This is a genomic window from Burkholderia sp. Ac-20384, from assembly GCF_017104605.1.
GTDB lineage: Bacteria > Pseudomonadota > Gammaproteobacteria > Burkholderiales > Burkholderiaceae > Burkholderia > Burkholderia lata.
This window is the reverse complement of sequence record NZ_JAAGPE010000002.1, coordinates 60,273-73,175: the sequence shown is the minus strand read 5'-3', so window position 1 is coordinate 73,175 and position 12,903 is coordinate 60,273. Positions and strand designations below refer to the sequence as shown.

General features: G+C 65.5%; 10 protein-coding genes and 1 pseudogene. 7 read left to right on the top strand and 4 right to left on the bottom strand.

Going from position 1 to position 12,903, the window contains the following annotated elements:
* Positions 1-44: 44 nt before the first annotated feature.
* From G3O00_RS00920 to G3O00_RS00905, 4 genes are all read left to right on the top strand, one after another.
* Positions 45-2,765, top strand: coding sequence for a TonB-dependent receptor (locus G3O00_RS00920; RefSeq protein WP_206141713.1), 2,721 nt, complete (start codon positions 45-47; stop codon positions 2,763-2,765).
* A gap of 341 nt (positions 2,766-3,106) precedes the next feature.
* Positions 3,107-3,943 (top strand): helix-turn-helix domain-containing protein, encoded by an 837-nt coding sequence (locus tag G3O00_RS00915; protein WP_241024875.1) that lies wholly within the window; start codon positions 3,107-3,109, stop codon positions 3,941-3,943.
* A gap of 7 nt (positions 3,944-3,950) precedes the next feature.
* Complete coding sequence (locus G3O00_RS00910) at positions 3,951-4,739, top strand: IclR family transcriptional regulator (protein WP_174929228.1); 789 nt, start codon at positions 3,951-3,953, stop codon at positions 4,737-4,739.
* Between the two features lie 118 nt (positions 4,740-4,857).
* The gene (locus G3O00_RS00905; protein ID WP_011350001.1) at positions 4,858-5,271 is read left to right on the top strand and encodes an SgcJ/EcaC family oxidoreductase; all 414 of its coding nucleotides are present in this window, start codon (positions 4,858-4,860) and stop codon (positions 5,269-5,271) included.
* Positions 5,272-5,311: 40 nt separating this feature from the next.
* Here G3O00_RS00905 and G3O00_RS00900 read toward each other — a convergent pair whose 3' ends face one another.
* Positions 5,312-6,223, bottom strand: a complete 912-nt coding sequence (locus G3O00_RS00900) for an alpha/beta hydrolase (RefSeq protein WP_174929230.1) — start codon at positions 6,221-6,223, stop codon at positions 5,312-5,314.
* Between the two features lie 92 nt (positions 6,224-6,315).
* Between G3O00_RS00900 and G3O00_RS00895 the strand changes: the two genes are divergently transcribed.
* Positions 6,316-6,531 carry a hypothetical protein gene (locus G3O00_RS00895; RefSeq protein WP_206141711.1) on the top strand — a complete coding sequence of 72 codons (216 nt, stop codon included), beginning with the start codon at positions 6,316-6,318 and terminating at the stop codon, positions 6,529-6,531.
* A 190-nt stretch (positions 6,532-6,721) separates the two neighbouring features.
* Positions 6,722-7,339: a TetR/AcrR family transcriptional regulator gene (locus G3O00_RS00890; RefSeq protein WP_174929232.1), complete on the top strand. Its 618-nt coding sequence runs from the start codon at positions 6,722-6,724 to the stop codon at positions 7,337-7,339.
* A gap of 50 nt (positions 7,340-7,389) precedes the next feature.
* On the opposite strand, the gene G3O00_RS00885 is transcribed toward G3O00_RS00890, so the two are convergent.
* The 3 genes from G3O00_RS00885 to G3O00_RS00875 all read right to left on the bottom strand — a co-directional run bounded on the left by G3O00_RS00885 (position 7,390) and on the right by G3O00_RS00875 (position 11,734).
* The gene (locus G3O00_RS00885; RefSeq protein ID WP_174929233.1) at positions 7,390-8,301 is read right to left on the bottom strand and encodes an alpha/beta fold hydrolase; all 912 of its coding nucleotides are present in this window, start codon (positions 8,299-8,301) and stop codon (positions 7,390-7,392) included.
* A 133-nt stretch (positions 8,302-8,434) separates the two neighbouring features.
* Positions 8,435-9,544, bottom strand: coding sequence for a porin (locus G3O00_RS00880; RefSeq protein WP_174929234.1), 1,110 nt, complete (start codon positions 9,542-9,544; stop codon positions 8,435-8,437).
* A 735-nt stretch (positions 9,545-10,279) separates the two neighbouring features.
* The gene (locus tag G3O00_RS00875; RefSeq protein WP_206141710.1) at positions 10,280-11,734 is read right to left on the bottom strand and encodes an MmgE/PrpD family protein; all 1,455 of its coding nucleotides are present in this window, start codon (positions 11,732-11,734) and stop codon (positions 10,280-10,282) included.
* Between the two features lie 412 nt (positions 11,735-12,146).
* Here G3O00_RS00875 and G3O00_RS00870 point away from each other — a divergent pair.
* Positions 12,147-12,887 (top strand): annotated as a pseudogene (locus G3O00_RS00870) (SMP-30/gluconolactonase/LRE family protein); the annotation flags it as partial.
* Positions 12,888-12,903 lie beyond the last annotated feature (16 nt).

Below are 12,903 nucleotides of genomic sequence, written 5' to 3'. Positions count from 1 at the left end.
AATACCTACCGGCACTGCCGGCGAATGAGCGCGAGAACAAGAAGATGAAGCGAAGCGTGGTGATGCTGCTGACTGCCGCAGGGGCGTGGTGCGCCTCCATTGCGATACCTGAAGCGCCCGCCTGGGCGCAGAACCTGCCGGCGCCCGACGCACCGGCGTCGGCGGTGGCCGTGCCGGCCGCACCGGCGTTGCCGGCATCGGGCGCGCACGACGCGCTGACGGTCAAGCGTTTCGAAGTGACGGGATCGTTGATCCGCAGCGCCGACAAGGTCGGTTTCAACCAGGTCCAGACGATCACGGCGAAGGATATCGTGAACAGCGGCCAGACGACGGTCGCCGACTATCTGCGCAGCGTGACGGCCAATTCATCGAGTAGCTGGGGGGACGGCTCGGCGGCGACGTCCAACTTCGCGGTCGGCGGAGCCGGCATCGCGTTGCGCGGGCTGAGCGAAAAATACACGCTGGTGCTCGTCGATGGCCAGCGCGTCGCACCCTACGCTTACGCGGCCAACGGCACCGATCAGTTCTTCGACCTGAACACGCTGCCGCTCAACATCATCGACAGGATCGAGATCGTCAAGACGGGCGCGGTGTCGCAGTACGGCTCGGACGCCGTCGCCGGTGTCGTGAACATCATTACGAAGAAGAACTACCAAGGGCTGGAGCTTTCCGGCGCCTATGGCGGCGCGACGAACGGCGGCGGAGGCGCGGGCACGACCCGGTTCGGCCTGCTGGGCGGCTTCGGCGACCTCCACGCGGATCGCTTCAACGTGACGGCGGCGCTCAGCTACTACAAGAACAACGGCGTGCTCGCGTCCGACCGGGACATGACGGAGAACCAGAATTTCTCGAACTACCCGGGCGGCCTGGCCAACCAGTCGACTTCGTACTGGGCGAGGGCGAACGGCAACGTGCCGCTCGATCCGTGTGCGTATGGCGGCCATGTCGTACCCGGTAACGCGAATTCGCAGTCGTTCGGTGCGGGCGGCACGATCTGCCAGCGCAACACGGCGGGCGCGTCGTCGCTCGTGCCGTGGACCGAGCGCCTGAGCGCAAAGCTGCATGGCGAGTTCAGGATCGACGATGCGACGCAGGCGTTCGCCGATCTGTGGGAGAGCAACAATACGACGGTCGCGAACCGGGGCGTCGGCCGCCTGACGACCAGTACGCAGACCTACGATCCGGCGACGGGCAGCGTTTCGCTGGTCTCGAACGTCGTGCCGGCCGGCAATCCATTCAACCCGTTCGGCGTGCCGACGCAGTTGCGCTATGCGTTTCCGGCGTCGCAATCCGTGCATGTCAGTTCGAATTACTGGCGCGCCGCGACGGGCGTGAAAGGCACGTTCGCGTTGCCGTCTGCCGGCGACTGGGACTGGAGCGCGTCGTATGCCCATTCGCAGGACACGGTCTCGCAGAACTATTCGAACCAGATGAGCGCCAGCGCGCTGACGAACATCATTCAGAACGGCGGATTCGATTTCTCCAATCCGTCCGCAACGCCGAACGGACTGAACGGCCTTTACCAGAGCACGTCGAATCAGGCGATCACGAAGCTCGATGTGCTGGATGCGACGCTGTCGAGCCCGAACCTGTTCGCGCTGCCGACGGCCAATGTGGGCTTGGGGCTGGGCGCACAGTTCATGCATCAGAGCCAGTACATCGGCACGGGGGCGGGCTGGGCGAGCGGCCAGTTGACGTCGCCGTCGATCCAGTCCGTCAATGGCGAGCGCAACATCTCGGCGGTCTATTACCAGATCGACGTTCCGCTGCTGAAGACGCTGACGTTCAGCCAGTCGGGCCGCTACGATCACTACAGCGACTTCGGCGGGGCATTTTCGCCGCGGTTCGCGCTGCGCTTTCAGCCGGTGCGGGAATTCACGGTGTACGGTTCGTACAATCGCGGCTTCCGGGCCCCCACACTGATCGAGAACACGTCGTCGCGAACCTTCGGCTCGCAGGGCGTGGTGGATGCGCGGGACCCGAACAATCCGGGTTCGTACAACATCGTCGAGGAAATTCGCGCGGGCAATCGCAGCCTGCAGCCGGAGCGCACGAAAAACACCAACATCGGCTTCCAGTTTTCGCCGACGCGCACGACCGATATCGGGTTCGACTGGTACAAGATTCACATCGACAACGTGATCGGCACGGACGACGTGCAGGTCGTGGTCAACCAGAACGATCCGTCGCAGGTGGTCCGCAACGCCAACGGCAGCATCGCGTATGTCACGCTGCCCTATCGCAACCTGTCGTCGCTCGACACCGACGGCTTCGAAGCCACATTCCGCCAGACGGTCGCGACGACGATCGGCACCTTTACGCTGTCCGGCGACTGGGCCTATGTGTGGCACTTCAAGATGCCGGTTGGCGGCGTGGAAAGGGATTTCGCCGGCAACAACGGCGCGCTTCACCAGCCGTTCGGCGGCAGTTCCCCGCGCTGGAAAGGGAACACCGATCTGAGCTGGAATTATCACCGGTGGAACGCGACCCTGAGCTGGCTCTATGTCGGCCCGTACGCGCAGTCGATTCTTGCGCCGGGCACGTACCCCGGCATGGCGGATGGCGTGGCGTCGTACAGCCAGTTCAACCTGATGGTCGGCTATACGGGATTCAAGCATTGGACGCTGTACGCGGGGATCGACAACCTCTTCAATCGAAAGCCGCCGTTCGATCCGGTATGGATGGCAGGGCCAACCGGCTACGATGCCTCGCTCTATACGTACGTCGGGCGATTCGCGCAGGTGGGCGCGACGTATCGGTTCTGAGCGCTACCGACGACGGTCGCGCCCCCGTTCAAATGTCGTCGTGCGGCTTGATGTTCCGTACTTTGATTGATCCGGGGCGTGCATTGGGTCTCGCAATGGTCGGGCACGTACCGTCCGGTATTCGACCAGCCCGATCGTTCACGTATCGGGCCGTTATTCCAAAGTACGGAACATATCGTCGCTACACTTTGACTCGATTCCCGTTGACTCGTGTAATGCATGACATCGGATAGCCGCACGTTGCGAGCCACCGGTCCACGCAGTTCATGGCCGCTTTCAGAGCCGAATCGAGACAAACGGAGCAATCGATGTCGCCGCAGGCAACCCGGGCAGCGCCGCGCATGTCAGCGCAGGAAGATGCGAATTGGCGCGACGCGTCGATCGGAGACGGTGAGAGCCAGGACGGCGGGCACGCGTCCCGCGCGATGGTCGTGCCGCTCGCGCGCAGCCTCGCGATCCTGGCCGCGTTTTCGCCGCACGCGCCGTGGCTCGGCAACCAGGAGCTCGTGAGCGAAACGGGCATTCCGGCGCCGACGGTGTCGCGGATGGTGCGCTCGCTCGTCGCGCTCGGCTACCTTCACTATTCGCCGCAACGCCGCAAGTACCGGCTGGCGGCCCCCGTGCTGTCGCTCGGCTACGCGGCGATCGCGCATTCCAACGTTCAACTGCTGGCCCGCCTCGAAATGCAGGCGTTCGCGAACGCGAACGAAACCTACGTGATGCTCGGCACGCGCGACCGTCTCGACGTGATCGTGCTCGAAACCTGCGCGGGCAAGCCCGCCTCGGTCGATCTCAAGCTGCACGCAGGCACGCGGCTGCGCATCGCGTCGTCGCCGATGGGCTGGGCGTTGCTCGCGGCGTTGCCGGAGCTCGAGCGCTTCTACCTGCTCGGCAACATCGAACGCAAGACGGGGCGCGACTGGCCCAATCTGCGCCGCCGCATCAGCGAAGGTATTTCGCAGGTGCACAACGTCGGCTATTGCATGTCGCTCGGCGAATGGGAGCCGGATCTCACGATTCTCGCCGTGCCGCTGGTCGTCCAGGATCACACGCCGCTCGTGCTGGCCTGTATCGGCCGCAGCGCGCGGCTGGGGCGCGCGCGGGTCGAGCGGGAACTCGGGCCGCGGCTGGTCGCCGCCGCGCAGCACTTGCAGGAGCAGGCAGTCGTGATCGACTGAATCGAACATGAATACCACCGACAAGCAACAGGGCGTCACGCTGACCGTCGAACGCGGGCTCGAAGTGCTCCACGCGTTCCGCGCGGCCCGCGCGCCGTTGTCCAATGCGGAACTGGTGCGGCGCACCGGGCTGCCGAAAGCCACAGTGTCCCGCCTGACGACGACGCTGATCTCGATCGGCTATCTGCGCCGGGTGGGCGGCGGGCGCCAGTTCGAACTCAGCGCCGGTGCATTGAGCATCGGCCACGCGTATCTCGAAGCGAATCCCGTCACGCGTCTGGTCACGCCGGTCATGCAGAAGCTTGCCGACAAGCTGAACCTGTCGGTTGCGCTGGCCGTCCCGCATCGGCTCGACATGGTCTACATCGCGTGGCGCGCGAGCGCCCGGATCGCCACGCTGCGCCTGGGCGTCGGGTCGCTGTTGCCGATGGCGTCGACCGCGGTCGGGCGCGCGTATCTGTACGCGCTGCCGGACGCGATGCGCGAGCCGCTGATCGCCGCGCTGCTCGAAGCGGCCGGCGACGATGCAAGCACGGTGCGCGAGAACCTCGAGGCGGCGTTCGACGATCTGCGGCAGACGGGTGTCTGCATGTCGGTGGGCGAATATCAGCGCAACGCGTATGGCGTCGCGGTGCCGATCGTGGTCGGCCGGACCCGCACGTTGATGGCGCTGAATTGCGGCGCGGTGGAACTGGAGCCGGACATGGCGGCGATCCGCCAGCGCGTCGCGCCCGAACTGAAGACGGCGGCGGAAACGCTGTCCGTGATCCTGAGCGATATCGACTGCGAGCCTTGATGCGCATGTCATGAGGATGAGGTCGCGCACCGGCGGCATGCGCGATGGCACGCAATCATCTAACTAATGATAGTTACTTTGACGTATTCGGCGGTTCCGAAACAAGGAGAAGTGGACGATGGTTGGAGTGAACGACGTTCCCGGCCCCGCGCTGGCGATCGTGCAGGCTGCGTGGAACGCGGCTGCGCAAGACTGGAATCCGGACGCGCTGGCCGGCGTCTATACGGCCGACGCATTGTTCTTCGGCGGCCGGCCCGGGCACTCGACCGGGCCTGACGCGATTCACGCGTATTTCGCGTCGTACGTCGGCGTGATCCGGTCGGCGACGCTGGACTTGGTCGAGCAGCACTTCATCCGGTTCGGCGACGACTGTTTTCTCGCGCAAGGCTACGGCGAATTCGCGTTCGTGCTCGGCGACGGCAATACGTCGCGCTCGCGGCTGCGCACGACGCTCGTGATCGCGTCGCAGGCGGGCGAATGGAAGATCCGCCAGCATCATTTTTCGGCATCGCCGGAGACGCCGCCGATCTGACGCGCATGGCCGATGTGGCGCGTGCCGCATCGGCCGGGGCTTACGCGGCGTTGACGTGATGCATCAGGAACGCCTCGGCGGCCTCGCCGAACACGTCGTTGCGATCGCCGGCGACCATGTGGCCCGCGGCGGCGACGTTCACGTATTCCGCGTGCGGGCAGAGTTCGAGAAATTCGCGCACGCCTGTTTCGCTGACCACGTCCGAACTGCCGCCGCGCACCAGCAGCGTGGGCAGCGTCAGGTTGCGTGCGCAGGCCGAGAAGCGGGCGTGACGCGACGGCAGGTCGATCGTGCGGGCCAGGAACTGCGGGTCCCAATGCCAGTGATAGCGGCCGTCGTCGCCGAGCCGGACGTTCTTCGACAGGCCGGCCGGATTGCCCGGGCGCGTGCGGTTCGAGCGGTAGCGGCCGATCGCATCGGCGACTTCGTCGAGCGAGCCGAACCCGTCGGCGTTCTGCGCCATGAAAGTGCGGATGCGTGCGACGCCGGTCGGCTCGGTGTACGGCACGATGTCGACGAGGATCAGCGCGCGCGCGTCGACCTGATGCTCGCCGATCGCGACGAGGCTCGTGCCACCGCCCAGCGATGCGCCGATCAGCGCGGGGCGGCGCCCGCCGAGCGTGGCGACGATCTGGCGCAGATCGCGGACGAATGCATCCTGGTCGTAGTCGCCGTCGGCGCTCCAGTCGGAGTCTCCGTGTCCGCGCGCGTCGTAGGCGAGCGCGAAGTAGCCGGCGTCGGCCAGCCGTTCGCCGGTGCCGCCCCATGCATGACGCGTCTGGCCGCCGCCGTGCAGCAGCACGACCGGCGGCGCGTCCGGGTGCCCCCACGTATCGCCGGCGAGCCGCACGCCGTCCGCACCTTCCCACCGGTGCATCGGGTCGGGCGTGCCGGGAAGCCGGCTGCCGGAATTCGTCGGGGCGGGGGTAAACGGGGTGGTCGATGGATGCATGGGCGTGACGAGGTCGGCTGAAGGGGAAGGGCGGGCGGATCGGGCAGCCCGACGATGCTTCAAACTTCGCCGGTGCGGACGCGAGTGTCAACGTGCGCACGCGCGCCGTTCCGTACAGTGACGCCGCGCGCGGCACGCCGCTCGGCGCGCGTGTCGAGGGTGACGGTGCGCGCGACGTCGAGCGGTTTCGCTTCAACCAGGAGATTCAGGCAATCGTGACGATGATGACGCGCGCCCGGCACGCCTGCCGACGGCAACCCGATGCGCTGGCCCGCCTGGTGAAATTGGGCTACCCTCTCGAACATTAGTTTTGTACCGGATGGCGGTGGGCAAGAGGATCAGGCAGTATCGCGAGGACATGGCGCGTGCTGCCGCCGGGCCCGGCTCCGCAGATGCGGCACCCGGCTTCCTCATTCATCTTGATGCTTGATAACAGACGGCTGATACACGAACGTGCGTAAGAAAAATGTAAATCCCAGCGCGGATACGCGGGAAACCTTGTTGCGGCTCGCCGCGCGTTCCTTTGCGACGCAGGGCTATGCGGCGACGACGATGCGTTTCATCGCGGATCAGGCGGGGATCGAGGCGGCCAGCATCTACTATCACTTCTCGTCGAAGGAAGAGCTGGTCGACGTCGTGATGGAGCACGGTGCGGAGAGCATCGTGCAGCACATCAACGAGCACTTCGCGGCACTGCCGCCCGGTGCGACGGCCGACGCGCGCTTCAAGGCGGCGCTGATCGGGCAGATGAGCGCGCTGATCAAGTTCGGTGACTATGCGCTGGCGCACAGCCGGCTCCTGACCCAGCTTCCGGACAAGGTGCGGGAGCGCCAGGTCAAGCGGCGCGAGCGGCATCAGCAGCTCTGGACCGCGGTGTTCGACGACCTGCGCGCCGAAGGGTGGCTGCGCGAAGACGTCGACGACGCGCTGTGCCGTGTCTTCGTGCTCGGCTGCATCAACTCGGTCCAGACCTGGTTCGATCCGAAGAAAGGGTCGCTCGACCACGTCGCGGATCAGCTCGTCACGATGTTCTTCGAAGGCGTCCGGCCGGCCGCGAAGGCCCCTGCCGCGAAAACGCGGCGCGGCAGCCGCAAGACGGAACTCGCCGCCTCCTGACCTCGCACTACCGCTGGCGGCCGGCTCTGCGCCACCGTGCGGCCGCCGCGTCAGGCGGCCGCGTGCAGCGGCATCGCCGGATTGTGCGTCGCCTGGCGGGCGAGAAAGCGCAGCACGGCATGGGCGAACAGGTCGTAGTGTTCGCCGGCAACTGTATGGCCGGCATCCTGCACATCCGCATAGTCGGCGTGCGGGCACAGCTTCAGGAATTCGCGCGCGCCGTTCTGGCTGACGATCTCCGACGCTTCGCCGCGCACGAGCAGGGTCGGCAGCTTCAGGCGGCGGGCGCTCGCCGAAAAGCGTGCATGGCGGCGCGTCAGGTCGCGCGGCCACGCGAGAAAGAGCGGATCCCAATGCCACCGGTATTTGCCGTCGTCGTAGCGCAGGCTGCGGGTTACGCTTTCGTGCGACAGCGCATGCGCCGGCAACGAACGATAGCGGCGGATCGCGTCGGCCGCTTCGTCGGGCGAACCGAACCCTTCCGCGGGCTGTCGCATGAACGAATGCAGGCGTGACGCGCCGTCGGGCTCGATGTGCGGTGTGATGTTGACGAGCACGAGTGCCTGCGCGTCGAGATACCCTTCGCCGACGGCGAGCAGGGCCGTGCCGCCGCCCAGCCCGGCGCCGACCAGGATCGGCCGCCGGCCGTCGAGCGTGGCGACCACGCGCTCGAGATCGCGGATCATCGCGCCCTGGCTATAGTTGGCGGTCGGCGACCAGCTCGAATCCCCGTGGCCCCGCGCATCGAACGCGATCGCATGAAAGCCCGCCTCACCGAGTGAACGAGCCATGCCCGCCCACGCGTGGCGCGTCTGCCCGCTGCCGTGAAGCAGGATGACGGGCGTGCCGGTGGGGTCGCCCCATGCACTGCCCGCCAGTTGAATCCCGTCCCTGGTCTGCCACGTCCGTGGCGTGCCGGTCAGGCAAGCCGCGCGTGTTCCCGTCTTCATCGAAGTATTCATGATCCGTTGTTTCCCGCGTCGCGCTGCCGCGCCGCGCTGAAATCGACCCGTATGGGCATAAGGTCGCGTCGGCATGCAGCCGGGTCAATCGGGATCGATGAAACGTTCCGTACTCCGGTCGAATTGCGCCTGATCAGAACTTCTTGTTGATCCCGACGATGGTGCCGATGGTCGTGCCCCGCGTGCCGTACAGCGCGTTGTCGATCGACAGCCCGGTTTTCTCGGTGCCGCGGTTGTTGGCCGCGCCGATCTCCCAGTACAGCGACGTCGCTTTCGACAGGAAATAGCGGGTCGTCAGTGCGCCCATGATCGAGCGGTTGTCCGAGTTGTGCGGGTCGCGGATGTACCACACGCCCGAGTTGATATCGAGCTGCGGAACCGGGTAGTAATCGAAGCCGAGATTCCATATGTTGTTGGTGCCGCCGTTCACGGCGCCGCCGGCGATCGTCGTGGGCACCTTGAAGCTGGTGAACGACCCCTTCACGGTGACCGGGCCGAAGGTGTAGCCCGCGCCGATCATGCGCCCGAAGAACGGCTGCTGGAACGCGGTGAGCGTCGCCGTGCTGTTCCCCGAGCTCGAGTCGTACATCGCCGCGTTGATGAAGAGGCCGCGATACGCGTAGCGCAGGGCGACCGAATACTGCTGCCCCGCGCGAATGTCGCCGGCGACGCCGCCTGGCGCGTACATCGCGCGCGCGGAAAAGCCGGCGATCTGCGGGCTCGTATAGGTGATCGCGTTGGGATTGAACGTGCCTACGAACGTCTGGTCGGCATAGACCGAGAACGCGGTGCCGAACTGCCCGGCGTTGCGCGGATCGGATTCGTAGATCGCGAGCACGAACGGCGAATACTGCACGCCGGCCTTCAGTTCGCCGTAGCGGCCGCTGAGCGCGAGCCACGCCTGCCGCCCGAAGAAGTTGCCGTTGCTGTTGTCGTTGCCGCCGTTGGCCACGCTGAAGCCGTTTTCCAGCTTGAAGGTCACCTTCATCCCGCCACCGAGGTCTTCCTGCCCGAGCAGGCCGAAATTGGACGGTTCCAGCCCGCCGTTGATCAGCCCGAATTGCTTGCCGCTGTTGCCGCCGGTCGCCGCATTGCGCGTCTTGCTGGTGTACAGGAAGCCCGTATCCAGCGTGCCGTAGAGCGTGACGCTGCTTTGCGCCCAGGTCCAGGCCGGCAGCATCGCGATGCCGAGTACGAGGATCGTTTTCTTCTTGATACAGCCGGGCAGGGGGCGAACATTCATTTCGTTATCCGAATCTAATAATGGTCTTGAAAGGAATCGCTGATGGTGAACTCGGTGCGGCAGCGAATCGTGTCGAAATCCTCCGGCGGCGGTGGCCGGGATCACGTCACGTTCAATCTAACGTTCGGTAGAGTGAATGTCGGAGGATTGAATCTCCATTGGGTCTAACCCGCATCGGATTCGCGCCTGCCCGACTGCGTGAATCGGTACGTTCCGTACTTCAATGTACGATCGGGACGGAAAAATATGGACGATCATTCGGCATGCGTAGTAATTTTCTCCGGCATCGATGATGGTGGCGGGGATTTGATCGATGTCGTTCGCCTGCAGCCGGCGGAGATGGCGAGTTGTCACATTTCGTCGAACGGAACGGCACGTTCTGACGGATTTTTTTTGTGATCGGACCAGCGACGTGAATCCGGGCGGGAAATGTGTTGCCGGATATTTCATGCGCGGATCGTACGGACGAGTTCGGGCACGACCGCACCGTGTGTGCGGTGTTGATGAAGGAGGAGGCGGCGTGTTGCGTCAGCGACGAGCGAAAAACATCGATCAATCCGGACGAGGCGATGCCTGCATCGAAGCGTCCGATGCGAAGGGCACACTGCGAGTTTCGAGTCCGGATTCGATGCTTCTGCGAATTGTCTCCTTGATGAATGTGTGTTCGTGCCGCGGTACGTCGCCGCGACACGATGCGTGATGTTCAGCCGTGCCGAAACGGCAAAGTCGGCATGCTCAGCCGGCCGTTCGTGCCCGCGAGCCGGCACGGGCGGGATCGGGGCCGAGCAGGCGCATGATCGACGCGACGTCGTCCGCGCGCTCGAGCGTAAAGACCGCCTCGATTACGTCGTCGATCCGGCCGGCAGGCAATACGTCCTCGACATTGCGACGGAATTTCGCGATCAGTTCGTCGTCGGTCATCCGGCTTGCCGGGTCCGGCGACGGGCTGCCCTTCGGGTAACGCCGCTCGTCGACGAACGTCTGGCCGCGCGCGGACACTTCGAGCTTCGCCGGCCGGCTGGCGGCGTGGCCGGACAGCAATTCGACGTAGTTCGGATGCACTTCGTGCGTGACCTTGTCCATCAGCGCCATCACGGACGGCCCGAAGACGAGCGACGGGTCCTGCCAGGCCTTGCCGGGCGGCGGGCGATGCGCGCCGAGCGCGAGGCCGTGCGCGATGCTGAACTGCGCGTCGTGCACGTGTTCGATGTTCCGGTTGAGCCACACGGGCTGCTCGACGAAACCTTCGACCCAGGCCTTGATGCCGGTGATTTCGTGCGGCGCGATGTCGTTCGTTTCGACGATTTCAGTGAGGCCGTCGAGCAGCGCGTGAAGAATGCGGCAATGCGGGTAGGGCTTGAACGCCTGTTCGGACGGAAAGCGCCAGTCAGTACCCAGCGCGTCGGTGATGTGCTGCGGCTCCCAGCGTTGTGTGCCGATGAAGCGCGGGAAGCCATATTCGCGATCGTCGAGGATCTGCGTGTCGCCGCGATGGCCGAGTTCGGCCATGTGCGCGGCCGTCATCGCCGCCTGCGTGAGCGCGCCCGCAAGCAGGTACTTGATCGTCGAGCTCGGTGCGTGCTGAAACCACGCGACCTGCGAATTCACCGGCGCAATGCTGCCGGCGATGCCGAGCGCGTTTGGCAGCACGCCGGGCGGTAGCGCCTTCAGCCTGACGATCGCGGCGGTCGCCCCGAACACGGTGCTGCTGTAGCCGTACACGGGCGGCGGCGCGACCTTGCCGTCCCGCGTATCGCGCAGGTAATCCATCGCCTTGCCGATGCGGTACGACATTTCGTGCGACAGCGCGATCGCCTCGATCAGCGCCTGGCCGCTCGCATGCGACGTCTCGGCAACCGCGAGCGCGCCGGGCAGCACGTACGGCGTGACGTGGCCGGGCGGCACCACGGCATCCATGTCGAGCGCGTTGATGAGTTCGCCGTTCGCGAAGGCCGCGCCGAACATCGACACGCGCTCGCCGGTGCCGATGATGGTCGCGTCGCCGTGGCCGCCCGTCAGTCGCGCATAGTCGATGCCGATGCGCCCCTTCGGTTCGTCGACGGCGGCGACCGCGCAGCCGATCGAGTCGAGCAGGATGCGCTTGCACGCATCGACGACGGGAGCAGGGAGCTGATCGTAACGGGTGCCGGCGGTGAAGTCCGCGAGCTGCTGGATGAGGGTGTCAGGCATGGTGCGGTAGTCCAGTGGGAGAAGCGGTGAGGCGCGATGCGATCGCAGGGCGTCGTGCGTTTGCCCAGATCATTTAGTCGCGCGTGCGTCGCCGTTCGCAATGCCCGTGTTCGAAGCGTTCCATCCTTCGAAAATTTCGTGCAGTGCAACGTGCGGGCTACGGGGATTCCCTGATGTGAAATCCGGTCCGGGAAAATAGAATAACTACTGTTTGTTAGGTAACGCAATACGGCGACGCGTGCTCGCATTGCTCCGCGCGTTGTGCTTCAACACGGATGACTTCCTCCGACGGGCGCGAGGCGCGAGCCATGAGCGCCGTCGATGTCCCGTTGGCCCGGCTTTTGTAGTCGCAAGCGGCTGCACCCACCGATATCGATCCGGCCGCTTTCTCAATCTAACTAACAAACGGTAAATGAGACAACTCACCCTGCTTCTCGACGGCATGACGCATACCGAAGCCGCGCGCTGGCACGACGGCCGTTTCTGGTTCAGCGACCTCTACACCGAGTGCGTGTACTCGATGCGGGAGGACGGCAGCAACGTGTGCGAGGAAATGCACGTGCCGGAATGCCCGTCGGGTATCGGCTGGCTGCCGGACGGGCGCCTGCTCGTCGTGTCGATGCACGACCGCGCATTGCTGCGACGTGAGCACGACGGTTCGGTCGTGCGTCACGCCGACCTTGCCCCGCACCTCGAGTTCGAACCCAACGACATGGTCGTGGATGCGCAGGGCCGCGCGTGGGTCGGAAACCTGGGCTTCGACGTGATGAAGCGTGCGCCGCGCCGGCCGGGGCGGCTCGCGCGCGTCGATCCGGACGGCACGGTCACGATGGTGAGCGAGCCGCTCCATTTCGCGAATGGCGCGACGATCGTCGACGGCCGCACGCTGGTGGTGGCCGAGTCGTGGGGCAACCGCATGTCGGCGTTCGACATCCGGGCCGACGGCGCGCTGTCCGCGCGGCGCGACTGGGCGACGTTCGGCCCGGTGCCGCAGGACGAGGACGTGATCCGGTCGATGGCGGAAATCGTCGTGGCGCCGGACGGCATCTCGCCGGCTGATGCGGAGGGCGCGATCTGGATCGCGGATTTCACGAAGACGCGCGCGCTGCGCGTGGCGCCGGGCGGCAGGATTCTCGACGAGATCCAGACCGGCGACCGCAACTGCTACG